A 23785-nucleotide genomic window follows, 5' to 3' on the forward strand; every position below is an offset into this window, starting at 1 on the left:
CACTGAAGGAACTGATTCGCCATGCAACCGACCGAAGCCCTTCGCGCCGCCTTCACGCCCCAGCAGGTCCTGCGCGCTTCCATCAACGTCGGCAATCCCATACTCGCCAGCCGTGACGACGAGCACGGCGCGCGCGGCGTATCGGTGGACCTGGCGCGGGAACTTGCCAGACGGCTGGGCGTCGGGCTGGAACTGGTGGTCTTCCCGTCGGCCGGCGAATCGGTCGAGGCCGTGGCCGCCGAACAGGCCGACATCGGCTTCTTCGCCATCGACCCCAAGCGTGGCGAGCACATCGCCTTCACCGACGCCTACGTGGTGATCGAGGGAGCCTACCTGGTACGCGACGGCTCGCCCATCGCCGCCCATGCCGACGTGGACCGGCCGGGCGTGCGGGTCACGGTCGGCAAGGGCAGCGCCTACGATCTCTACCTGACCCGGAGCCTGCTGCAGGCAAGCATCGAGCGGGCGCCGACGTCGCCGGCCGTGGTCGACGTGTTCCTGGAAAGCGGCGCGGACGTGGCGGCCGGCGTGCGCCAGCAGCTCGAAGCCGATGCCGCGCGGCTGGGCGGCGTGCATCTGTTGCCCGGTCATTTCATGTTGATCCGGCAGGCCATGGGCGTGCCCAAGTCGCGCGGCGATGCCGCCGCGGATTACCTGCGCGCCTTCGTCGAGGAAATGAAGGCCTCGGGGTTCGTCCAGGAAGCGCTGGCGCGCCATGGGATAACCGGCGCGGCGGTGCCCCGCGCCGAAGACTGAACAGGCGCTAGGCTGACTCGACATTCATTTTCTTTATCCGGTCTTGTCCGGGGTGCCGGGGCCGGCTTCGCTGCGCCTGCGCGCCCGCCCGGCCCCGGCACCCCGGACAAGACCTGCACCGCTGGACACGCAGATCCATGGGCGGATCAAGAACCCATTCCTGCAAGTAATCACACTCATCGCATCCTTAGCCATCATGGATGCCATGAATGTCGATTCCCCCTAGTCCATCTGCACGTGCAGCCTGGAGAACACGTCCGACCAGAACCGCTGTTCCTGGTCGGTGTAGGCCTTGATCTGCGCGAGATCCATGTCCACGGTCTCGGCTCCCATTTCCCGTAGCCGTTCGGTGGTCTTGGGCTGGGCGATGGCCTTTCTGATCGACACGTTCAGTTTCTCCAGGATGGGCCTGGGCGTGCTGGCGGGCGCGAAGATCGCCGCCCACGAGTACAGCCCGAAGCCGATACCCGACTCGCGCAAGGTGGGCAAGCCGGGCATCAGGTCAGTGCGTTCCGGGCTGGTAACGGCCAGCGCCCTGACCAGTCCCTGGTCGATGAAGGGCTTGGCCGAAGCCAGCACCGCGAACATCATCTGCACCTGCCCACCCACCAGGTCGTTCAAGGCCGGCGCTTCCCCGCGGTAGGGCACGTGGACGATGTCCACGCCGGCGGCGTTCTTGAATATCTCGCCGTTCAGGTGCAGGCTGGATCCGCGCCCGCCCGAAGCGAAGTTCAGCTTGCCCGGGTGCGCCTTGGCGTACTGCACCAGTTCCTGGGCCGTGCGTATCGGCAGGGACTTGTTGACGATCAGCACGCCCGGGTTGCGGGCGATCATGGCGACGGGAACCAGGTCCTTGAAGAAATCGTAGCTCTGGTTGCGGTAAAGGAAGGAGTTGGTGACGCCCGAGAGTCCGCTGACGCCCAGCGTATAGCCGTCGGGCGGGGACTTGGCGACGAAGCCCGTGCCGATGTTGCCGTTGGCGCCCGGACGGTTGTCGACGATGGCGCCTTGGCCCAGGAAGGGCTCCAGATCGGCCAGTGCCGCGCGTGCGAGGGAATCGCTGCTGCCGCCCGGCGCATAGTTGACGACCACGCGTATCGGCCGCTCCGGGTAGTTCGATGCATCGGCCGCGGCGCAGGGGATGGTGGCCATCGTACCCGCGAGCAAACCGGCGATTGCGAGGAGTTTCGTGCTGTCCATGCGACCGACCTCAGTGGATGTGTTGGCTGCCTGCCCTCGATACCTGGAACGGATGCTTCATTCGATCAACACGTCCGCCTCGTCGATCAAGGATGCGGGAAGCTGGAGTCCGAGCAGGCCGGCGTTCTTCAGGTTGAGCGTGGTGGGGCCGCGCATGCTGCGGTCGATGGGGATTTCCGCGGGATCCGCCCCATGCAGTATCTGGTCGACGACTTGGGCCATCATCGGCCAGCCCTTCTTCTTGCCCGGGCTGATGGTCGCCAGGCCCCCCGCTCGGGTGATGGACAATTGGTTGCCCACGGCAGGCAGCCGCGCGTCCAGGAAGAGCCTGCCCAGCATTTCGCCGTTCATGTTGAACAAGGCATGGGGCCCCACCAGGACGGCCTGGCAGCCATCGCGCTTCATGGCGTGGACGCTGGACTCGAAGTCCTCGATCCGCAGCGTTTCATAGATCGGCATCTCGCAACCCATGGTCCGTGCGGCTTCGCCGAATTCCCGCATCACGGCGGGCGCGGGCGAATAGGTCGGGTTGTACAGGTGGCCGATGCGGGTCAGGCCGGGAACCGCCATCTTCAGCAGCCTGACCTTGGCCCAGTTGTTGTAGGGAATGTAGGAGAAGCCGGTGAAGTTCATGCCCGGCCGCCGGTAGCTTTCCGCAAGCCCCGCCTCGATGTGATTGGTGGCCCAGCAGACGACGGGAATCCTGACGTCCCGCGTGGCTTCCTTGAGCGCTATGTTGGCATTGGTCAGGAAGGAAACGATCACATCCGCGGGCCAGGCCACGAGGGCGTTGGCATGGGCCTGGATGAGATCGGGATCGCGGTTGCCGTACAGCTCCTGGTAGACCACGTCGACGTTTTCCCGATAGCCGATGGTCTCCATGCCCCGCTTGAAATCGACGATGTCCTGCGTGTCGATGACAGGATCGCCTTTCGCCACGACGTGGATCAGGCCGACCCGGTACGGCCTGGCCGGCCCCTTGTGTTCCCCTGGCATGAATGTCTCCCTTCCCTGCTTTGGTCGCGGGTTGTTCTGAAATAGAGAACGGCGTATCGAAATACGAACCTATCATAAGCACCGGCGCGCAAGGCCGTCAATCGGTGAATGCCTGCGCGGGGCAAGGCCGGGCGGCCTCGGTGTCTGACGACGACGCGAGGCGCTCAGGCGGAAACGAAGTGGGATGGGGTCAGGCGGAGGAGCCGAGTTTTTCCGAGACCCGGCGGGCGGCCTCGCACACCCGCTGCGCATGGTCGCGCATCAGCTTGGGCGTGAGGCGGTCGGTCGGCCCCGAAATGCCGATGGCGGCAATGGCCTTGCCATAGCGGTTGAAGACGGGAGCGGCCAGCCCGCCTATGCGTTCCCGCCATTCGCCGCGGTTGATCGCATAGCCGAGCTTGCGTATGCCGGCCAGTTCCTTGCGCAGGGCTGCGTCGTTGGCCAGGGACAGGCCCGTGTGGGGGGCGAGTGCCGCGGCCGCGGCCGCGATGATGGCATCGTCCTGGTAGGCCAGCATCGCCTTGCCCGTCGCGACGGCGCTGGCGGGCGCCCGGCCGCCGACCTCGGTGTACGCCCGGATGGGTTGCGGGCTGTCGATCTTTTCGAGATAGATGACCTCGGTCTTGTCGAGTATCGACAAATGCACCGTTTCACGCGTTTCGAGCGCGAGGCTTTCCATCTCCGGCAAGGCCACGGTGCGCACCGCCAGGCGTCCCACGATCTTCTCGCCCAGGCTCCAGATCTTGGGCGTGGCGAAATACTTGCCTTCGACGGAATCGACATAACCGAGCGCGGCCAGCGTCTGCAACAGGCGGTGCGCGTTGCTCTTGGACAGTTCGAGTTCGCTCGCAATGTTGGTTACCCCGCGCGGCGTATCGCTGTCTGCCAAAGCCTCGAGCAGTTTCAGGCCCTTCGAGAGGGTCTTGTCGATCATAGGAAGAAGAGGATTCGTTGCGGATCACGGGCGAGTTTATCTCGCGCGGATTCGCTTGTCCCGTGGCCTACCGCAAGCGCCGGCCCGGCCCCGCCAGGCTGCGTTCGATCCGCTTCCTTCTTTCTTCCAGTGCCTTGACCAGCGCCGGCACCCGCTCGGGCCGTATGCGGTCCTGTACCGCGCTCAGGCTCAGCGCCGCGGTGGGGGCGCCGCGCGCGTCCGATACCAGCACCGCCAGGCCGCGCACGCCGGTCATGACCAATCCGTCGCTCAAGGCGTAGCCGTCCCGGCGCGCCCGTGAGACCGCCTCGCGCAGCGACGGTTCCGACACGTTGGGGTAGGCCCGCAGCGGTTCGCGTATCGATTCGAACACCAGTTCCGCCTCGTCCTCGGGCAGCGCCGCGATCATGATGATGCCGCCCGCCCCCACGCCCAGCGGCCGGCGCGTGCCGACGTCGACGGTGAAGGCCTTGATGGGATAGGGTCCCATCTTGCGTTCGATGCAGACGGTGTCGTAGCCCGAGCGCACCGCCAGGAAGGCGGTGTCGCCGGTTTCGTCGGCCAGCGCCTGCATCTCGGGCCCGCACAGCTGGCGCAGGTCGGCGCGGCCGCTGGAGACGGACCAGCCCAGCACCGCCATTTCCATGCCCAGGCGGTAGCGCCGGGTGTCCTCGTCCTGTTCCACCAGGCCGTGTTGCAGCAGGGAAGTCAGCAGCCGGTGGACGGTGGGCTTGGACAGGCCCGAGGCATGCTGGAGATCGATCAGGCGCAGGCCGGATTCGCCGGCCGACGCCAGGAGCCGCAGCACCGCGACGGCCCGGTCCACGGTCTGCGCGCCGCTGGTGTCGGGACGGTTCATGGCGCGCATCGTAGCATGCGGGTTGGCCGTCACTCGCCGTCGAGCTTGATGCCGGTCTTGCTGACGATGCCGCTGTACAGGTCGATCTGCTGCTTCCAGAAGGCGGCCAGTTCCGCGGGCGTGGAACCGACGGCGTCGGACCCGGCATCCTTGAACCGCTGGCGCGACTGCGGGTCTTTCGCGGCGGCCGAGACGGCCGCGGCCAGGCGGTCCAGGACGGGCTGGGGCGTGCCGGCGGGCGCGTAGATCGCGACCCAGAACGGGAACGCGTAGCCGGGTACCGCCTCGGCCACGGTGAGCACGTCGGGCAGCATGGCCGAGCGCTCGGTGGTGGTCACTCCCAACGCGCGCACCCGTCCTTCATGGATGTTGCCTATCTGCGGCGGCACGCCGTCCAGCATCATGTGGATGCGCCCGCCCAGCAGGTCCTGCATGGCCGCCGCCGTGCCCTTGTAGGGCACGTGCTGCATGTTGACGCCGGCCAGGGTCTTGAACAGCTCCGAGGCCAGGTGGATGGCGGTGCCGTTGCCGGAAGACCCGTAGTTGTACTTGTCGGGATTCTTCCTGAGCAGTTCGACGAATTCCTTCATGTTCCGCGCCGGCACCTTGGGATTGACGACCATGACCAGCGGGAACTGGGCGACCAGGGACACGGGCGCGAAGTCCTTGACCGGGTCGAAGCCCAGCCGCTCCTTGCCCAGCAGGCCGGTGGCGACGGCGGACGAGGAATTGAAGATCAGGGTGTAGCCGTCCGGCGCCGCGTTGGCCACGGTCTTGGCGGCGATGGCGCCGCCGGCGCCGGCCATGTTTTCCACGACGACCTGCTGCTTGAGGTCCTCGGCCATCTTCACCGCCGCGATACGGGCCAGCTGGTCGATGCCTCCCCCCGGGGAGAACGGTACCAGCAGCCGTACGGGGCGGGTGGGGAAGTCGGCCGCGCGGGCCGGCAGGGAGGCGGTGGCGGCCAGCGCGAAGGCGGCCGCCCAGTGGATAAGGGGCTTGAACATGTATGTCTCCATTGTGCGGGCCTGTCGCGGCCCGTGTCGTGGCGCGTCAGGGTTGGCCGGACAGGTCGAGGCCGCGCGCGTCGTCGATGAGATGGGCCAGGCGTTCGCGGAAGAAGGGCGCCGGCTTGAGGATGCGGCACTCCTGCGCCAGCATCAGCGGCCTGGCCTGGACCAGGAAGGCCTTCCAGTCCGGGTCGGCGAACAGCGCCTCGCGGCAGTCCATGCGCTGCTGCAGGCTGCGGTAGCCCCATTGCGTGACGGTCTGGTTCAGGGCGCCGATCTCGCTCACGTAGTAGCCCAGCAGCGCGGGCAGGTGGCGCATCTGCGCGGCCATCCCTTCCTTCCTATAGAGCGCGACGAAGGCGTCGAGGTTGCCCGGGTGGAAGGTATAGAGGCGTTGTTCGACGATCATGTCGCCTCCCGCTGGTCCTGGCTGAACTTGTAGACGTGGGTGCGCCTGGCCAGTTCGGGAATGGGCATGCCGGCCTGGATATCGTGGTAGCGGCGGGCCTCGCCTTCGCCGATTTCCTGGGCGCGCTTGAGTACCGTCTCGACGGCCTCGCGCGGGATGAAGCAGATGGCGCCTTCGTCGGCCACCACCAGGTCGCCGGGCCGCACCTGCACGCCGCGTATGTGCACGATGCCGTTGATGGCGACGGTCTCCAGCCGCCACTTGCCCGTGATGGAGCTGACGCCGCGCGACCAGATCGGGAAGTCCTGCGAGCGCGACTGCTCGACGTCGCGGATGGCGCCGTCGATGACGGCGCCCGCCTCGCCCTGGCGCTTGGCGATGGCGGCCGACAGCCCGCCCATGTTGGAGATGCCGGGCACGCCTTCGATGACGAGCACGTCGCCGGGTTCGGCCAGGTTGTGGGCCTCGATCTCGGCCATCTTCGAGATGCGGTCCTTGGCGCCCTTGTAGGCGTCATCGCGCTGTTCGACGTTGCGCAGGGTCAGCGCCGGGCCGGCCATGCGCCGCCCGGGCAGGGTGGGAGGCAGGTCGCAGCCCGGGACCACGCCGCACAGGCCCAGTTCGTCCATGGCGTCGGAGACGGTGCCGGTCAGGTCCTCCAGCGCCAGGAAGGCGTCGATGACGGCCTGCGGATAGCGGGGGATGTCGAGGTCGCCGAAGACGGCGGCGGGCAGCTTGCCCAGGGGAGTCTTGCTGGTCATGGGATGTCCTTGTGGTCAGGCGGCGGGCGTGCCCGCCATCACGATGCGGAAGAGCCGCAGGAAGTTGTCGCGGGCGATGGCGTCGATGTCGCGGCGCGCCAGGCCGATGTCCGCCAGGCCGGCCAGCATGTCCTGCTGGGCCTGCAGGTCGTTGATGGGATAGCGCCATGGCCAGGTCCCGTAGACCTCGGGTTTGCGCATGAATTCCTGGTAGCGCTCGGCCGGCTGGTCGGTGATGAAATCCGAGCCTATGCCCACGTGCGCCACGCCGATGCGGTCGACGGCATAGCGGATGTGCGCCACCACGTCCTGCGCGCCCGGGGTTTCGCCCGGCATGCGCACCAGCGGCGGCAGGTAGGTGATGCCCAGCACGCCGCCGTTGGCCTTGAGCGCGTCCAGCAATGCGTCGCTCTTGTTGCGGGCGTTGGGGCACAGGGCGTAGGCATTGGCATGCGTCACCGCCACCGGATGGCGCGAGAGGGCCAGCACGTCCAGGCCGCTGCGGTCGCCCACGTGCGACAGGTCGATGACGATGCCCAGGTCGTTCAGCACGCCCACCAGTTCGCGCCCCAGCGAGGACAGTCCGGCGTCGGCCGGTTCTGCGCAGCCGTCGCCGTACAGGTTGCGGATGTTGTGCGCGACCTGGATCACGCGCACGCCCAGCGCGTGGAAAAGCTCCATCAGCTTCAGGTCACGCGCCACGCCCGGCACGTTCTGGTAGCCCAGCACGATGCCCAGCTTGCCCGCCTGCCTGGCTCGCTCGAAGCCGTCGCCGTCCTCGACCACCTGGACCAGGTCCGACAGGGTGGCGAGGTGCGCGCGGTAGTCCGCCAGCTGGTTCAGCGAATGGCGCAGGTCGGGGATGGGGTTGATGCCGCGAAAATTGTTCAGCGTGATGTGGACGGCTTCCACGCCGTGGGCCAGGCAGGCCTCGGCGTAGGCGGCGGTCATGCGCGCGCCGTTCAGCAAGTCGAATACCTTGATCATGCTCGGTAGTTTTCCTGGTGATTGCTGGTCCGTAATATGGACCAGCGAGAGCAGGATTTTCTGTTTATAGAAATAATGTGTCGATATAGGTAGTCCGATATATGGACCAAAAGGGCAAAACGGGCGGCGCCGGTCCCCATGCCCGGGCCGGGGCCGGGAACGGCAGTTGCTGCGGCGCCGGGGCTTCCGGAGATCGCCATGTGCCCTGCCCCCGCCTCGCAACCCGCCATGTTCCTGTCCACGAAAGTGGGCCTGACCGTCAACGGGGTGCGCCACGAGTTGCGCCTGGACCCTCGCACCACCCTGCTCGATTGCCTGCGCGAACACCTCGCCCTGACCGGGACCAAGAAGGGCTGCGACCATGGGCAGTGCGGCGCCTGTACCGTCCACCTGGATGGCCGGCGGGTCAATGCCTGCCTGGTGCTGGCGGCCACGCTGGACGGCCGCGAGGTGACCACCGTGGAAGGACTGGCCCGGGACGGCGGACTGCATCCGGTGCAGGCGGCCTTCCTGGAGCAGGATGCCTACCAGTGCGGCTACTGCACCGCGGGCCAGATCATGTCGGCGGCGGCGCTGCTGTCCGAACCCTGCGGCGAGACGGATGCCGATATCCGCGAGGCCATGAGCGGCAACCTCTGCCGCTGCGGCGCATACAAGAACATCCTGGCGGCCGTGCGGCAGGCGCGCCGCGGCACCGCGTAGCGGGGCGGCCATGGAAATATTCCAGCTCTGGCGAGCCGAAGACGTCGCCCAGGCGGTGGGTGCCGCCGCCTATGCCGAAGACCGCCAAGGCTCGACGGTCCGGTTCCTGGCGGGCGGCACGACGCTGATCGACCTGATGAAGCTGGACGTGGAACGGCCGGCCATGGTGATCGATATCAGCCATCTGCCGCTCGACCGCATCGAGGCCACGCCCGGCGGCGGCGTGCGCATAGGCGCGATGGTGCGCAATTCGGACCTGGCCCATGATCCGTTGATCCGCGAACGCTATCCGGTGCTGTCGCAGGCGCTGCTGTCCGGAGCCTCGGCGCAGTTGCGCAACATGGCGACGACCGGCGGCAACCTGTTGCAGCGGACCCGCTGCGTGTATTTCCGCGACGTGGCCATGCCCTGCAACAAACGCGAGCCTGGTTCGGGCTGTCCCGCCATCGGCGGCTACAACCGCAACCTGGCGGTGCTGGGGACCAGCGAGGCATGCATCGCCAGCAATCCGTCGGACATGAACGTCGCACTGATGGCGCTGGGCGCCACGATAGACATCCAGGGGCCCGGAGGCGCGCGCACGGTGGCCATCGACGATTTCTTCGTGCTGCCGGGCGATACGCCGCAGCGCGAGACGGTGCTGGAGGAAGGCGAGCTGATCACGCACGTGACGCTGCCCGCGCTGCCAGCCGGCACCCGCTCCCATTACCTGAAGCTGCGGGATCGCGCGTCCTATGAGTTCGCCCTGGCCTCGGCCGCGGTGGTCGTGACCATGGCCAACGGCAGCATCCAGGCCGCGCGGGTCGCCATGGGCGGCGTGGGCACGCGGCCCTGGCGCTCGCCGCCGGCCGAAGTCCTGCTGGCGGGCGGCGCGCCCTCGGCGGCGGTATTCGATGCCGCGGCGCGGGAATTGCTGCGCGAGGCGCGGCCGCAAAGCCAGAACGCGTTCAAGATCGAGCTGGCGCGGCGCTGCCTGGTCCACGCCCTGGATACCGTGACGGCGGCCGGCTGACGGAGAGCGAAATGACCCAGCACACCGAATCCTCCATCGGCGCCGGCCATATCCGCGTGGAAGGGCCGCTCAAGGTGACGGGCCGCGCGCGCTACGCGGCGGACCACGGCTTGCCCGGCATGCTGCACGCCGTACCGGTATGCGCCACCGTGGGAAAGGGGCGCATCCTGGGCATCGAGACGGGCGTCGCCCGCGGCATGCCCGGGGTGCGCAAGGTCTACACCCGCGAGAACATCGGCCGTTTTCCGCGCGTGGACGAGAGCGCGGCCAAGCTGGACGAATACCGTCCGCCGATGGAGGACGACGAGATCCGCTACTACGGCCAGTATGTCGCGCTGGTGGTGGCCGACACGCTGGAGCAGGCGATGGCCGCGGCGGCGGCGGTGGCCGTGCAATACGACGCGCAGACGCCGGACGTATCCATGGATCTGGCGCCCGATGACGAACCGCGGGTGGATACCGAGCGCGGCGATGCGCCGGGCGCATACGCCCAAGCCGGGATCCGCATCGACCATACCTACACCACGCCGCCCGAGACCAACAATCCCCTGGAGATGCACGCCACCGTGGCGGTCTACGACGGCCGCGCGTTCACGCTGTACGAAAGCTCGCAGGGCATCGTGAACCATCGCGTGGCGATGGCGCGCATGCTGGACGTGCCGGAAGATAGCGTCCGCGTCGTTACCGAACACGTAGGGTCGGGTTTCGGCAGCAAGCTCTGGCCCTGGGGACACTCGCTGCTGGCGGCGGCCGCGGCGCGCGACCTGGGAAGTCCGGTCAAGCTGGTGCTGAGCCGCCGGATGATGTTCCACAACGTCGGGCATCGCTCCAACACGAGCCAGCGCGTGCGCCTGTCCGCGACCAGGGATGGCCAGCTGACCTCGCTGCGGCACGATTACCTGTTCCATGTGGCGATGGATGAATACCACAAGGAAAACTGCGGCGAGGCGACCGGCTTCCTGTACAGCACACCCAACCTGCGCGCCGCCTACGGATCCGCGCGCCGGAACATCGCGCCCACTACGTCCATGCGCGGGCCGGGCGCCGTTCCCGGCCTGTACGCGATCGAATCGGCCATGGACGAGCTGGCCATCGAGCTGGGCATGGACCCCGTCGAACTGCGGCTGCGCAACGAACCCGAGCAGGACGAAGCGGCCGGCCTGCCCTTCTCGTCCCGCCACCTGCGCGAGTGCCTGCTGCAAGGCGCGGAGCGCTTCGGCTGGGCACGGCGCGATCCGCGCGTCGGATCCATGCGGCGCGACGGCCTGGTCCTGGGATGGGGCATGGCGGCCTGTTCATGGATGGCGGTCAGGCTGAAGGCACAGGCCAGCGTGGCGCTGCGGGCCGACGGTACCGCGCGCGTGGCCAGCGCCACGCAGGACATCGGCACCGGTACCTACACCGTGATGGCGCAGATGGCGGGCTCGGTGCTGGGCCTGCCGCCCGACCGCATCGAGGTGGCGCTGGGAGACACGGCGCTGCCGCCGGGACCCACCTCCGGCGGCTCGATGGCCACCGGTTCGCTCGTGCCCGCGGTGCTGGCGGCCGCCCGCGACGCGGTCCGCCAGCTGGCCGCCTGCGCCGCGCGCGCCGGCCTGCCGCAACTGGCCGGCGTGGCCGCCGACGACTTGCGGTTGACCGGCGGCCGGCTGCATGGCGCGGGGCGCCCGCCATCGTCCGGGGTGCCTTTCCAGGACGTGCTGCGCGCGGCGGGCATCGAGCGGATCGAGGGCCACGGCCAGTCCGAGGGCAGCGACGCCGACCCCCGGGCCAAGCGCCATTCCATGCATTCCTTCGGCGCTCATTTCGTCGAGGTGACCTGGGAGCCGGCCATCGCCCGGCTGCGCGTGGCCCGCGTCGTGACGGTGATCGATGCCGGGCGCATCATCAATCCGCGCACCGGCCGCAACCAGATCGAGGGGGCCGTCGTGATGGGGGTGGGCATGGCGCTGCTGGAAGAAACTTCCTACGATTCGCGCCAGGGCGCACCCGTCAACAACAACCTCGCGGACTACATGGTCGCCACCCATGCCGACGCGCCGGACATCGACGTGCATTTCGTCGAGCATCCGGACACCGTGCTGAACGAACTGGGCGCGCGGGGCATCGGCGAGATCGGCCTGGCCGGGGTGGCGGCTGCCATCACCTCGGCTGTCCACCATGCCACCGGCGTGCGCGTGCGGGACCTGCCGGTGAAGGTCGAGACGCTGCTGCAGGCGCGGTCAGCGGATTGACCCACCCCGTGTCCTGGCCTTCGTCCGGGCCGGATGCGGCCCGCCATGGAACAACTCCACGATCGCCTGCCGCAGCCAGGTGTTGCCCGGTTCCTGGTCATGGCGCTTGTGCCAGTACACCATCACGTCGTAGCCCGGCATCTGCACCGGCGGAGCGAAGTGGCACAGGCCCCAGCGCCGGGCCACCGACAGCGCCAGGTTGCGCGGCATGATGGCCACCACGTCGGTGTCCGACACCAGTTCGGCGATGGCCAGGAAGTGCGTCACCCGCGCCACCACCCTGTCGCTCATGCCGTTGGCCACCAGCATGCGGTCGATCAGTATCGAATGGTTGGTACCCGCCACGTTCGGCACCACGTGTCGCGCCCGCTTGAACTCGGCCAGGCTGAGCGTGCCGCGCGGCACCGTGGATGGCCGCGCCACGCAGGCATAGACGTCCGAGAACAGGATCCGGCTGCGCACGCCGGCGATGTCGGGGTTGATGGCGCCCAGCGCCAGGTCGATGGTCCCCTTCGAGAGTTCCTGGGCCAGCTCCTCCGGGCTCGCGCTGGTGGCGATGGTCTCCACGCACAGCTGCGGCGCATGGTGCTGGAGATGGCGGATCAGCCGGGGCAGGAAGGTGTGCTCGCCGATGTCGGTCATCGCCAGGCGGAACACGCGTCGCGCGGTCGCGGGTACGAACGAACCCTTCTCCAGCGTCTGGGCCAGGATCTGCAAGGCCTGGGACACCGGGCCCACCAGTTCGTCGGCGAAGGGAGTGGGCTCGACGCCCTTGGCCAGCCGCACGAACAGCGGATCGCCATACATGTCGCGCAGGCGGGCCAGCGCGTGGCTCATCGCGGGCTGGTCGGTGGGACTCGCACCCCCGAAGGCACCATCATGCACGGCACCTATGAGGCGCTGGTCCGCGCGGTGCCGAACGCGAGCTTCGTCGAGGCAGGCGAACTGATGCAGGACGTGCGCGAGGTCAAGAGCCAGGAAGAGATCGACGTCCTGCAATGCTCCATCGACCTGGTCGAGCGCGCGCTGGAGGCGCAACTGGCCGCGGCGCAGCCTGGGGTGCCGGACTATGTCGTCTGGGCCGAGACCATGCACGCCATGTTTCGGCGCGGCTCGGAACTGTCGGTTCATTTCAACTGGATCAGCGGCGATAATCCCGGCCGCACGCTCACGCGGCCCACCGCCCGGCCGCTGCGCGAGGGCGACCTGATCCTGGGCGAGATCGAGGCCTCGGTCATCGGCTACCGCGCCCAGCGCCTGCCCGTGGTGGCGGTGAACCGCTGTCCGCCCGTCATCCGCGACCTGTCGGTCATCCATGGCGACATGTACGCCGAACTGCTCGAGGTGCTGCGCGCCGGTGCCACCGTACGCGAGGCGATCGCCGCGACGGTGGACATCACGCGCCGCATCGCGCCGCGCAGCGGCCCGCTGGCCGGGCTGAAGGCCTCGCTTATCCTGCACGGACGGGGATTGGGCGACGACCGGCCGCTGGTGCTGACCAAGCTCGGCGGCGATCCCTTCTACGGCGCGACCGAACGCGCCATGGAGGCGGTGTTCCCCGAGGACGGCGTCTATATCTGCAAGCCGGCGATCTCGACCGCCGACGGCGTGTTCCAGTTCGCCTGGGGCGACACCGTGCGTGTCACGGCGCGCGGCGCGCGGCGCATGGGCAGGATGCCCCACGGCGTACAGGTCTCGGAACCCGGGTCGTTCACCGACTGGCCCACCGACGTCACGGTGCTGGGCGGGGGGGCGTAGGCGGGCCCGCCATGCTCCGGAGGGAATGCGCTACGATGGGCGCGGCCAAAAAGACATCCCCCACCGGAGCGGGCATGGACAACGACACGCCGATCGACCCCTACCGCAAGATCAGCGCGCGCATCATTCCGCTGATGATGCTGCTGTACCTGATGGCCTTCCTGGACCGGGTGAACATCAGCTTCGCCGCGCTGACCATGAACCAGGACCTGGGTTTCACGCCGACCATCTTCGGCTGGGGCGCAGGCATCTTCTTCATCGGCTACTTCCTGTTCGAGATTCCCAGCAACGTCATCCTGGAGAAGGTTGGCGCGCGGCTGTGGATCGCGCGGATCATGGTGACCTGGGGCCTGATCTCGGCGGCCATGGCCTTCGTGTCCGGCACCGCGAGCTTCCTTACATTGCGCTTCCTGCTCGGCGTCGCCGAGGCGGGCTTCCTGCCCGGCATGCTGCTCTACCTGACCTACTGGTTCCCGGCCCGTCACCGGGCGAAGTTCATCGCCCTGTTCATGGCGGCGGTGCCGCTGGCCAGCGCGATCGGCTCGCCCATCTCGGGCCTGCTGGTCGGCATGGACGACGTGATGGGGCTCAAGGGCTGGCAATGGCTGTTCATCCTGGAAGGACTGCCCTCGTGCGTGCTCGGCATCGTGGTCCTGTTCGCGCTGCCGGACAGGCCGGCCACCGCCAGGTGGCTGTCGCCGCGCGAGCGCGAGATCGTCGAGGCAGACCTGGCGCGGGACCGGCTGGCCGGTTCGGGGCGCAGCCACCACGCCATGTGGCCGGCCCTGGTGGATCGCCGCGTGCTGGTCCTGTGCGGCGTGTACTTCGGCATCGTCATCGGGCTGTACGGCATCGGCCTGTGGCTGCCGCAGATCGCCAAGGCGATGGGTTACTCGAATGCCGCGGTCGGCTTCATCGTGGCCGCGCCCTATGCCGTCAGCGCGGTGGCCATGCTGGCCTGGGGCCGCCGCAGCGACAAGCGCGGAGAACGCGCCGGCCACGTCGCGGCCGCGGCCCTTCTCAGCGTGGCCGGCCTGCTCGCCAGTCTGTACTTCGGCACGCCGTGGATCGCGTTGTGCTGCCTGGGCCTGGCCTCGGTCGGCATCTATGCCTGCCTGGGGCCGTTCTGGGCAATGCCGCCGCTGTTCCTGCAAGGCACGGCGGCGGCGGGCGGCATCGCGCTGATCAACTCGGTGGGCAACCTGGGCGGCTTTGCCGGCCCCTACCTGATGGGCTGGATCAAGGAAAGCACCGGCAGCTTCTCGCTGGGCATGGCAGCCCTGGCCGGCTGCCTGGGCGCGGCCGCGATATTGGCGCTGTCGCTGGGCCGGGAGATGCGGGCGATGCGCGGCCGGATCATGCGTAGCCGCCCTTGCATGCTTCCAGGGCGGCCGGCCGGACCGGCCGTTCAAGCCGATGCCGAGACCAGCAGCATCATCGGCCGCTCGCGCTCCTCCGCCAGTTCGGGCATGGCCCGCACCTGTTCTTCCGTGGGGCCCCATTCGACCAGGCGCGTCACGGTGAATCCGGCCTCGACCAGGAGCCGGAACAGTGTGCCCAGGGTGCGGTGCTGCTTGACCACGCCCTCGGCCAGCCAGTTCGTGACGCGCGGGCCTTCGAGCTGGTAGTTGTCCACTGGCCAGGTCTTGCGGCCGTCGACACCTGGCAACCATCCCGGATGGCGCGAGGCCATGTAGATCGGATGCTCGATGGAGAAAACCAGGCGGCCTTCCGGCTTCAGCGCGGCGTGGATGGCCGCGAGCAGTTCCGGCAGGCGCTGGATGTAGTGAAAGGTCAGCGAGCTGTACGCGAGATCGAATGCCCGGGCTGGCAGCGCGGGCTGTTCGAGGTCTGCCCGCCGATAGTCTATGCCGCCTTCGGGAGTCAGCTCCCGCGCCCGAGCGAGCATCCGCTCGGAAACGTCGAGCGCCAGCACGCCAGCGGCACCATGCTCCCGCGCCCATCGGCTGAACCAGCCATATCCGCAGCCCAGGTCCACGATGGCCTGGTCCCGGACGTCGCCCACCATGTCCCGCAACGCCGGCCACTCGGGCGCGCCCGCCAGGCCGTGGACGGACCGGCCGAGGCGGCCGTAGCCTTCGAAGAAGGCGGGGTTGTCGTAGATGTTCTGGCTCATGGCGCCGATGCCACCCGATCCACCCGCACCAGGCAGTATGCGGCGGTGTCGTAGGGAACGGTCACGACGTCGCGGCCGCGCAGTTCGGGCTGGGCGTCGATCAAGGTCCGCAGCCGTTCATCCACCCCGGCCCGCTGTTCCGGCGGCAGCGCCGAGATGAAGCTGGTGGAGCGCACCCGGTTCAGGATGACGTCTTCCGGGGATCCGGTGTGGTCGTTGGCATAGTGCCGCTCGTCCATGGGGCCGAAGCCCGGATGGGGAAAGGCCTGGCGCCAGGCACCGGTGTAGTAGCGCGGCGCGTCGCCCTCGAACTCGTTGACGATGCGGTCGATCGCGGCCACCCAGGGCACGCGCGCGTCGCGCATGTTCCAGACCAGTCCCAGCCGGCCGCCGGGCTTGAGCACGCGATGGATCTCGTCCAGGGCCTCGGCCGTGGCGAACCAGTGGAAGGCCTGCGCGCACACGACCACATCGACACTGGCATCGGGTAGCGGGATGGCGTCGGCCGTGCCGACCAGCGGGCGGACCTCGGGATGGGACGCGGCCAGCTTGTCCAGCATCGCAGCCACCGGCTCCACGGCGATCACGCTGGCGCCCGTGGCAAGCAGGCGGGGCGTGAACTTGCCGGTGCCCGCGCCCAGGTCCAGCACGGTGGCGCCGGCATGCAGGCCCAGCGTATCGCGCAGCCATCCGGCGATTTCCGGCGGATAGTCGGGACGTCCGCGGACGTAGGTGTCCGCCCCTTTGGTATAGCCGTCGACGGCTGAGTGATGGATGGAGCTCGTGCTGTCCATGTGTTCTCTCCGGTGAAGCGCGGGGGCGATCTGTTTTACCATGCGCGTCTATCGGGGCCAGGAGGCCGCATGCAGGCAATCAACCGCCCGCCGCCTGGCCCTTGCGCCGTGCAAGCCATTCCTCGCGCGTGATCTCCCAGATTTCGCTGGGCAGCCTGCCCGATACGTAGCCGCGCTCCTCGGTGGCGACCATGCGCATGCTGCCGCGCGCCGAGATCCGGCTGGACGCGATGTTGGCCGCAGCCTTGGGCACGCGCAGCCTGGGTTTGCCCAGCACGTCGAACCAGTAGGCGGTGACCGCTTCGGCGGCTTCCGTCATCAGGCCCTGGCCTTGCCATTCCGGCACGATCCAGAAGCCCCGGTTGTTGTCCGGGTCGTCCATCAGGCTCACCACGCCGATCAGCCGGCCGGGCTCCTGCCTGGGCCGCAGGCTCCAGTGCCACTCCCGGCCTTGCGCCATGGCCGGCAGCGCCGCATCGCGCAGGAACACGAGCGCGCCGTCCTCGGGATACGGCCAGGGAACGCGGTCGGCCAGGAAGCGCACGATCTCCCTGCGCGCGAAGGCATGCTGGATGGCCGGGGCATCGGCCAGCGTCAGGGGAGGCAGCAGCAGGCGCGGCGTGGAAAGCGCGGGAATGGGCATGGCCTACTCCGCCGCGGGCTTCCAGCCGATGGATCGCGATACGCCCTGGGTTTCCTCGACCAGCGCCGCGGCGATCTCGGCGGCGCTGGGCACGATCGCCTGGCCGGGCGGTTCGCGGAAGATCAGCGTGATGACGGTGGACAGCGCGCCCTGGTAGTCGAGGATGGGCGCGGCCAGGGCCGACAGGTTGTTGACGTAGTGGCCGTGGTTCTCGGCATAGCCGCGTGCGCGCACGGCCTGCCTCGTCTGGTCCAGGTCGGCGGCGGCCATGCGTTCGCCCCGCGCCTTGGCGCGCGCGACTTCCTTCTGGATGAAGGGTTTGGTGATGGCCGGCGGGAGGTGGGCCATGAAGACGATGCCCGAGGCCGAGGTCAGGACCGGGAACACCGATCCCAGGCCGAGGTCGGTGCCGATCAGGAAAGTGCTGCGTTTGAGCCGCACGCAGGTCGGCCCCGATTCGCCCCACACGCACAGCAGGCCCGTCAGGTCGAAGCGCGTACAGATGCGGTCCAGCGCCTGCGAGGCCAGCGTGAAGACGTCGGTCTTGGTCATGGCCGACACGCCCCAGCGCAGCGCCTGCGGCCCCAGGCCGTAGTGGCCGGTGGCCGGGTCCTGCACCACCAGTCCCGACTTGGCGAAGCTGGTCAGGTAGCGGTGCGCCTGGCTGGCCGAGATGCCGGCGTCCCTGCCGATGTCGCGCAGCGGCAGCGAGCCGGTGGCGGCCGCCAGTGCGTCGATGACCCGCACGCCCACTTCGACGGACTGGATGCCTTTCTTCTCGCGCACGGCGGGCGTTGCGGCACGCTTGGGCTGTTTCGATGCGGGCATGCGGGGCAACCTGTCAGATGGTGGACGGGATCACGGCGGTCCTCCCAGCGCCCGCTCGACCGCGGCCTCGGCATGCAGCCGGGTGGTGTCGTAGCAGGCGAGAGGCGGCGCGGCGCCGTCCAGCAGCAGCGGCAGTTCGGTGCATCCGACGACGACCGCCTGCAGGCCGGCGAGCCGCATTCCGTCAATGATCGCCAGCACCCGTCGGCGCGAGCCGGGATCGATGCGGCCGCGCGTCAGCTCGTCGACGATGATGGCGTCCAGCGCCGCGCAGTCCTCGGAAGCCGGCGGAACCAGTTCGATGCCGTGGTGGTCGCGGTACCAGTCCCTGTAGAAGGGCGACATGGTGACGTGGCGGGTGCCGATCAGGCCGGCGCGATCCAGGCCGGCGGCTCGCAGCGCGGTGGCCGTGGGAGTGCCGATGTGCAGCAGGGGCAGGCCGACGCCGCGTTCGACCTCGTCGGCGAAGCGGTGGGCGGTGTTGGCGGTCAGCAGGAAGAAGCCGGCGCCGGCACGCGCCAGCCGCTGGCCCGCATGGACGAGCGATGCGCCCACATCGCCCCAGCGGCCGTCGGCGCCGGCCTGCAGCAGCGGCTCGAAGTCCAGCGTGACGAGGATGCTCTCGGCGTTGTGGTGGCCGCCGGCGCGGCGCTGCATGGCCTCGTTGATCAGCCGGTAGTACAGGGCCGACGATTCCCAGCTCATGCCGCCTATGAGGCCGATCAGCTGTGTTTGTGGCATGGGTCGAATTCCTCCGGCATGGCTGGGCGCCCGAAATTCGAGGAATTGTACTATGAACAATATATTGGCTATTGTGCAATAGCGGCCGGGGTTCCGGCCGATGCCCGTGCGCCCGCGCCAGCCGGGCGCCGCACGCAGGGCGTCGGGCCCGTATCCGCCCGATTTCCATGCGCGCCTGGAGGCGAGCCGGCACCGGTCAGCCCGTTGCCGCGCCCGGTGCCGCCGCCAGTTCCCTGAGCCTGGCCTTCGATATCTTGCCCACGCCGATGCGGGGGAAATCCTCGACGAACACGACCTCGCGCGGCACCTTGTACTTGGCCAGTTCCCGCCGGCATGCCTCGACGATGGCGTCGGCCAGCCCCGTGACGCCGCCGTCCGCCGGCAGTCGCACGAAGGCGACGGGAACTTCGCCGTAGGCGGCATCGGGCCGGCCGACCACGGCCACTTCGCTTACCCGGGGTACCGTCCGGATGACCCGCTCTATCTCTGCCGCGGAGACCCCTTCGCCGCCGACCTTGAGCAGGTCCTTGGCGCGGTCGCCGAACTGGATCGAGCCGTCTTCATGCAACAGCACGCTGTCGCCCGTCCTGAAGTAGCCATCATCGTCGAAGGCGTCCCGCGTCGCTTGGGCATTGCCGAAGTACTCGGCAAACAGGGTGATCCCCCGTATGCCACGGACCAGAAGATTGCCGCGTTCGCCGGGCAGGCAGTCGCGGCCCCGGTCGTCGACGATGCGTACGCCGTAGCCGGCGGATGGGCGGCCGATGGCGCCGGGCCGGGGAGGCGACCACGGATCGGTGACGATGCCTTGCGCGACCATTTCGGTCATGCCCCACGCTCCCATCATCCTGATGCCGAAATGGGCCTCGTGCTCGGGCAGCCAAAGCGCATTGCACCATTGCCGGAAGGCGTGGCCGCGGGGAACGGGCATGCCCGCCAGCACGTTGGCACTGAAGATGACGTGAGATCCCACGGTGCTGCGATGCTCGAGCGCGACCGGCCAATAGCGGCTGGCCGAGAAGCGGGGCTGCAGGACGATGCTGGCGCCGGCCCAGAGCGCGGGAAAGACCGACCAGGACAGGCCGACCACGTGGAACAGCGGCAGGAACACCTGGAACACGTCGTCGCCGCGCAGGCCGTGCTGCATGGCGCCGAGTCTGCCGGCCCACAAGGCGTTGGCATGCGTCCATGCCACGCCCTTGGGACGCGAGGTCGTGCCACTCGTGAACAGCACGGACAGCGGCGCCGCCGCGTCGGGCGGGCGTTGCGGCGCGGGCGCGGCCAGCAGCGCGGCGTGGCGTTCGTCGGGCCGTGGCGCGGTGGCGGCGTCGGCGGGCTGCCCGGCATCGTCGTCGGTGATCGCCAGCCATTTCAGGCCGGGGCAATGGCCGCGGATCTTCGCCGCGAATTTCGGATGCGTGACGGCCCCGCAGGCCTCCGTCAGTTCGGCGAAATAGGCCAGTTCCGGTCCGGCGGCCATGGCATTGGTGGGAACACAGACGGCGCCCAGATGCGCGCAGGCGAAATACGTCAGCAGGAATTCCGGACAGTTCTCCAGGTGCATCAGGACGCGGTCGCCGACGCGCACGCCGCGCCTTTCCAGGCCGCCCGCCAGCGAGGCGACCTGTCCGGCGAACTCGGCGTAGGTCCAGGTGCGCGATACGCCGGGCTCCGGCGCCCAGGTCAGGAACGGGTGTCCGGGCCGCTCGGCCGCCTTCCTGCGGAGCAATGTGGCCAGATCGTGGCCGGTGAATTGAAGCAGCGCGTCCTGGTGTGTCATGGCGCGGGATCCCACGAACCGTGCTCGAGCCAATGTTCGAGCATCCATAGGCGGTCCACCCCCCAGAGGGGTTGGCCGTCGACGATGAAGAAAGGCACGCCGAACACCCCCTGGGCGACCGCGTGATCCACCTCTTCCTTGAGCGCGGCCTTGATGCCGGGCGATTCCATGCCTTGGCCCAGCGCCGCGGTGTCCACGCCCAGCAATGCCGCTTCCTCCAGGACCGCTTCCGCGGTGGAGATGTCTTCCCCCTTGGCCCACAGCCTGGCGCAGATGGCGCGCGCAAAGCGCGCGGCCTGCGCGGAATCGTGCCGCTTCAACCAGAGGAAGGCGCGCAGCGCGCGGATGGGGGACACGTCCGGGTGGCGCAGCTCGCATATCGGCACGCCCAGCAGACGCGCCATGCGGTGCTTGTCCTGCCGGGAGTAATCGGCCTTGAGCGGCGTCGCCGGAACCGGCTTCAATCCCATCACCTGCAGTACCGTGACGCTCAGGAGCACCGGCCGCCAGTCCACCTGCCTGCCATGGCGCGCCGCCAGTGTCTCGATTTGGGTCGAAGCCAGGTAGCCATAGGGAGAGATCGGATCGAAGTAGAAGGCGATGGGGGAAGGCTGGTCCATGCCTACAACTTCTCGATGCCGGCCGCCTTCACGATGCCGCTCCATCGCGTCAGCTCGCTGGCGATGAGACGCGAGAACTCGGCGGCCGTGCTGGTTTCCGGATCCAGCCCCATGGCGGCATACCGTTGTTGGACTTCCGGTAGCGCGATCACGCGATGTACCTCGCGCTGGAGACGGTCGACGATGGCCGGCGGTGTGCCGGCGGGGGCCAGCAATCCTTGCCACAGCTGCACGTCCAGGCCCTTGAGTCCCAGGCTGGTGAAGGTCGGCACGCCCGGAAACGAGGGGTGTTCGGCACGCGAGGTGATCGCTATGGCCTTGAGCTTGCCCGTCTTCAAGCCGGCGCCGATGGAAATCGAGTCGGAAATGGTCGCCAGCACGTCGTTGGCGATGGCGGCATTGACCGCGTCGGTACTGCCTTTGTAAAGGATTTCCTGGAACCGGGAACCCGCCTGCAGGTTGAGCTGTTCGCCGATCAGGCGAAACGGCGCGGCCGCGGACGAATAATTGGCTTTTTCGGGATGCGCCTTTGCATAGGCCAGCAGCTCGGGCAGGCTCTGGGCGGGCCCGCTCTTGTTGACGGCCACCAGCACCGGCAGCGACGCGACCAGCGAAATCGGAGCGAAATCCCTGGCGGCGTCGTACTTCACTTCCTTGTACAGCGCGGGGTTGATCGCGAGCGCGCCACTGGCGCCCAGCAGGATGGTGTAGCCGTCGGGCGCCGCGCGGGCCACGTACTCCGTCGCGATCATCGAGGCCGCGCCTGGGCGGTTCTCGACCACCACTTGCACCCCCAGCCCTTCGGACATTTTCTGCGCGAGCACGCGCGCCAGGATGTCGCTGCCGCCGCCGGCGGTATAGCCCACTACCAGGCGTACCGGCCGCGTGGGGTAGTCGTTCGCGAAGGCGGGGGCGTGTACGAACGCGGCGAGCACGACGGCCCCCGCCGACAGGCGTTTGCAAGGCATGGTGTCTCCTGAGTCATTGGCCGCTTCTGCTCGGCTGGCCGATCGCTGGCAGGGACAATATAAGGCTTCCTTACAATATGCGTAACGAGGGGGAACCCTAGTCCGGCGCGCTACATCTCCAAGGCCCGGCCCTGCAGCTTGTCGACCACGCGGAACAGCGTCGCGCGTTCCTGCGCCGACAGGCCCGACAGCAGGTCTTCCTGGAATTCCAGGGCCACGGGAACGATGGCCCAGTAGACCTCCTGGCCGGCATCGGTCAGGTCCAGGAAGGCTTCGCGCCTGTCGTTCTCGTTGGGCCGCCGCCGGATCAGTCCCGCCGCCTCGAGATCGGTGATCGCGCGCGAGACCATGACCTTGGTCATGCGGGTCTTGGCGCAGATATCGCGTGCGGTCATCGCGGCGTGTTCCCCTTCCGCGCCGCGCCGCTCACCCAGGAAGGAAATCACGCGCCAGCGCGGGCCGTCGATGCCGAAGCGTTCGGAATACGCCGCATAACTGCGCGCGAAGCGGTCGGCGACCAGGCTCGACAGCATGTTCAGCCGGTAGGGCAGGAAGGCGTCGAGCTGCAGGGAAGGGTGTTCGCCTGCCGGGCGGGAGGAAGCGGGCGTCGATCGCTTGATGGCCATGGGGACGAAGCAGGGTCTGGTGCCAAAGGGCGAATTCTAGTCCTCTTGCCGCGGCGGACGCAGGCCTGGGTGGCGCAGGCACCCGGGTTTTGCCTAGGTCGTGTTAACACTAATGGTGTTAATCATGAAAATTAAGAGATACTTCGGTGATGGAAATCAGCGAAGCCCAATTCAAGCAGATAGAGCATTGCCTTCCTCGCCAGCGGGGCAATGTGAGCATGAGCAATCTGAACGTGCTGAACGCGATCCTGTACGTGGCCGAGCACGGCTGCAAATGGAGAGGGTTGCCGGAGCGTTTTGGCAACTGGCACACGATCTATACGAGAATGAACCGGTGGTCCAAGAGCGGCGTTCTGGATCGGGTGTTCGAGCAACTGCAGCAGTCGCAGATTGTCCGGATACGCATCGAGGCGGTGTCGCTGGACAGCACGATAGTCAAAGTGCATCCGGACGGTACGGGGGCCCTCAAAAAAAAGGCCGCCAAAGCATTGGCAAGTCTCGAGGAGGCTGGACCACCAAGATTCATCTGGTTGCCGCGGATGCTCGAACGGCAGTGATCTTCGCGCTGTCGCCGGGCCAAGCCGGCGATGGCCCGCAGGGGCGGGCACTGTTGCGCCGCCTGGGCAGACCGAATCGGCCACTGCACTTGCTGATGGACAAAGCCTACGAAGGCAACGAGACTCGGCAACTGGCCTTGGATTTGGGATACATCCCAGTCGTGCCGCCATTGAAGACGCGTGTTCAGCCATGGCAGTACGACCGGGAGATGTATAAGCGGCGCAACGAGGTCGAGCGCCTGTTTCGGCGACTCAAAGGCTTCCGCAGAATCTTCTCCCGCTTCGACAAACTCGACGTCATGTTTACCGGGTTCATCAATTTCGCCCTGATTGCAGATGGGCTGCGTTGTGTTAACAGGCCCTAGTCGCCGAACCTTCGGAAATCGCTTGACTTGGTTTCATAGGAAACCAATACTGTTCGGAAATTAGTTTCGTAGGAAACTAATTGCGGCGCATGGACCGCATATCGATTC

At 68.0% G+C, this 23785-nt stretch carries 24 protein-coding genes and 1 pseudogene; 7 read left to right on the top strand and 18 right to left on the bottom strand.

Annotated elements, in window-relative coordinates:
* Positions 1-21: 21 nt before the first annotated feature.
* Positions 22-756 (top strand): ABC transporter substrate-binding protein, encoded by a 735-nt coding sequence (locus tag R4823_RS00080; protein ID WP_087839030.1) that lies wholly within the window; start codon positions 22-24, stop codon positions 754-756.
* A 222-nt stretch (positions 757-978) separates the two neighbouring features.
* Here R4823_RS00080 and R4823_RS00085 read toward each other — a convergent pair whose 3' ends face one another.
* The 8 genes from R4823_RS00085 to R4823_RS00120 all read right to left on the bottom strand — a co-directional run bounded on the left by R4823_RS00085 (position 979) and on the right by R4823_RS00120 (position 7912).
* A complete protein-coding gene (locus R4823_RS00085) occupies positions 979-1956 on the bottom strand; it encodes a tripartite tricarboxylate transporter substrate binding protein (RefSeq protein WP_087839029.1) in 978 nt (325 codons plus the stop codon).
* A gap of 57 nt (positions 1957-2013) precedes the next feature.
* Positions 2014-2952, bottom strand: coding sequence for an ABC transporter substrate-binding protein (locus R4823_RS00090; RefSeq protein WP_132980235.1), 939 nt, complete (start codon positions 2950-2952; stop codon positions 2014-2016).
* Positions 2953-3142: 190 nt separating this feature from the next.
* Entirely contained in the window at positions 3143-3886 is a 744-nt protein-coding gene (locus R4823_RS00095) for an IclR family transcriptional regulator (protein ID WP_087839027.1), read from the bottom strand.
* 67 nt (positions 3887-3953) lie between these two features.
* The gene (locus R4823_RS00100) at positions 3954-4745 is read right to left on the bottom strand and encodes an IclR family transcriptional regulator (RefSeq protein ID WP_165963252.1); all 792 of its coding nucleotides are present in this window, start codon (positions 4743-4745) and stop codon (positions 3954-3956) included.
* Positions 4746-4774: 29 nt separating this feature from the next.
* On the bottom strand, positions 4775-5752 hold the full coding sequence (locus R4823_RS00105) for a tripartite tricarboxylate transporter substrate binding protein (RefSeq protein ID WP_338617004.1): 978 nt from the start codon (positions 5750-5752) through the stop codon (positions 4775-4777).
* A gap of 46 nt (positions 5753-5798) precedes the next feature.
* Positions 5799-6164: an NIPSNAP family protein gene (locus R4823_RS00110; protein ID WP_279820146.1), complete on the bottom strand. Its 366-nt coding sequence runs from the start codon at positions 6162-6164 to the stop codon at positions 5799-5801.
* Positions 6161-6925 carry an RraA family protein gene (locus R4823_RS00115; RefSeq protein ID WP_279820144.1) on the bottom strand — a complete coding sequence of 255 codons (765 nt, stop codon included), beginning with the start codon at positions 6923-6925 and terminating at the stop codon, positions 6161-6163. The genes R4823_RS00110 and R4823_RS00115 overlap by 4 nt, the downstream gene beginning before the upstream one ends.
* Positions 6926-6940: 15 nt before the next feature.
* Entirely contained in the window at positions 6941-7912 is a 972-nt protein-coding gene (locus tag R4823_RS00120) for a membrane dipeptidase (RefSeq protein WP_279820142.1), read from the bottom strand.
* Between the two features lie 198 nt (positions 7913-8110).
* Here R4823_RS00120 and R4823_RS00125 point away from each other — a divergent pair, with 198 nt between their 5' ends.
* The 3 genes from R4823_RS00125 to R4823_RS00135 are packed head-to-tail and all read left to right on the top strand — an operon-like array spanning position 8111 to position 11860.
* Positions 8111-8614: a (2Fe-2S)-binding protein gene (locus R4823_RS00125; protein WP_243724602.1), complete on the top strand. Its 504-nt coding sequence runs from the start codon at positions 8111-8113 to the stop codon at positions 8612-8614.
* A 10-nt stretch (positions 8615-8624) separates the two neighbouring features.
* On the top strand, positions 8625-9626 hold the full coding sequence (locus tag R4823_RS00130; RefSeq protein WP_087839020.1) for a xanthine dehydrogenase family protein subunit M: 1002 nt from the start codon (positions 8625-8627) through the stop codon (positions 9624-9626).
* Between the two features lie 11 nt (positions 9627-9637).
* Positions 9638-11860, top strand: a complete 2223-nt coding sequence (locus R4823_RS00135; protein WP_338617006.1) for a xanthine dehydrogenase family protein molybdopterin-binding subunit — start codon at positions 9638-9640, stop codon at positions 11858-11860.
* Here R4823_RS00135 and R4823_RS00140 read toward each other — a convergent pair.
* Positions 11849-12697: a LysR family transcriptional regulator gene (locus R4823_RS00140; protein ID WP_279820138.1), complete on the bottom strand. Its 849-nt coding sequence runs from the start codon at positions 12695-12697 to the stop codon at positions 11849-11851. The genes R4823_RS00135 and R4823_RS00140 overlap by 12 nt on opposite strands.
* A gap of 42 nt (positions 12698-12739) precedes the next feature.
* Between R4823_RS00140 and R4823_RS00145 the strand changes: the two genes are divergently transcribed.
* Together R4823_RS00145 and R4823_RS00150 are read left to right on the top strand one after the other, a co-directional pair.
* Positions 12740-13618, top strand: coding sequence for a M24 family metallopeptidase (locus tag R4823_RS00145; RefSeq protein ID WP_132980240.1), 879 nt, complete (start codon positions 12740-12742; stop codon positions 13616-13618).
* 137 nt (positions 13619-13755) lie between these two features.
* Positions 13756-14928: pseudogene (locus R4823_RS00150) on the top strand (MFS transporter); the annotation flags it as partial.
* A gap of 98 nt (positions 14929-15026) precedes the next feature.
* Here the strand turns inward: R4823_RS00150 and R4823_RS00155 are convergent.
* From R4823_RS00155 to R4823_RS00195, 9 genes are all read right to left on the bottom strand, one after another.
* Positions 15027-15755, bottom strand: coding sequence for a class I SAM-dependent methyltransferase (locus R4823_RS00155; RefSeq protein ID WP_132980241.1), 729 nt, complete (start codon positions 15753-15755; stop codon positions 15027-15029).
* A complete protein-coding gene (locus R4823_RS00160; RefSeq protein WP_132980242.1) occupies positions 15752-16549 on the bottom strand; it encodes a class I SAM-dependent methyltransferase in 798 nt (265 codons plus the stop codon). Before R4823_RS00160 ends, R4823_RS00155 begins: the two co-directional genes overlap by 4 nt.
* Positions 16550-16628: 79 nt before the next feature.
* The gene (locus R4823_RS00165) at positions 16629-17192 is read right to left on the bottom strand and encodes a GNAT family N-acetyltransferase (protein WP_338617008.1); all 564 of its coding nucleotides are present in this window, start codon (positions 17190-17192) and stop codon (positions 16629-16631) included.
* Between the two features lie 3 nt (positions 17193-17195).
* On the bottom strand, positions 17196-18020 hold the full coding sequence (locus R4823_RS00170; protein ID WP_132980244.1) for an IclR family transcriptional regulator: 825 nt from the start codon (positions 18018-18020) through the stop codon (positions 17196-17198).
* Positions 18021-18050: 30 nt separating this feature from the next.
* On the bottom strand, positions 18051-18761 hold the full coding sequence (locus R4823_RS00175; RefSeq protein ID WP_087839003.1) for an amino acid racemase: 711 nt from the start codon (positions 18759-18761) through the stop codon (positions 18051-18053).
* A 196-nt stretch (positions 18762-18957) separates the two neighbouring features.
* The gene (locus R4823_RS00180; protein ID WP_338617010.1) at positions 18958-20541 is read right to left on the bottom strand and encodes an AMP-binding protein; all 1584 of its coding nucleotides are present in this window, start codon (positions 20539-20541) and stop codon (positions 18958-18960) included.
* Positions 20538-21161 carry a 2-hydroxychromene-2-carboxylate isomerase gene (locus R4823_RS00185; RefSeq protein WP_132980245.1) on the bottom strand — a complete coding sequence of 208 codons (624 nt, stop codon included), beginning with the start codon at positions 21159-21161 and terminating at the stop codon, positions 20538-20540. Before R4823_RS00185 ends, R4823_RS00180 begins: the two co-directional genes overlap by 4 nt.
* 2 nt (positions 21162-21163) lie before the next feature.
* A complete protein-coding gene (locus R4823_RS00190) occupies positions 21164-22129 on the bottom strand; it encodes a tripartite tricarboxylate transporter substrate binding protein (protein WP_338617011.1) in 966 nt (321 codons plus the stop codon).
* Between the two features lie 110 nt (positions 22130-22239).
* On the bottom strand, positions 22240-22755 hold the full coding sequence (locus R4823_RS00195) for a MarR family winged helix-turn-helix transcriptional regulator (protein ID WP_132980246.1): 516 nt from the start codon (positions 22753-22755) through the stop codon (positions 22240-22242).
* Positions 22756-22904: 149 nt separating this feature from the next.
* On the opposite strand from R4823_RS00195, the gene R4823_RS00200 reads away from it, so the two are divergent.
* A protein-coding gene (locus tag R4823_RS00200; protein ID WP_132980470.1) for an IS5 family transposase occupies positions 22905-23677 on the top strand; the annotation gives its coding sequence in 2 pieces (ribosomal slippage) (positions 22905-23229 and positions 23229-23677; 774 coding nt in all).
* Positions 23678-23785 lie beyond the last annotated feature (108 nt).

This window comes from Pigmentiphaga sp. CHJ604, from assembly GCF_036972535.1.
GTDB classification, from domain to species: Bacteria; Pseudomonadota; Gammaproteobacteria; order Burkholderiales; family Burkholderiaceae_B; genus Pigmentiphaga; species Pigmentiphaga daeguensis.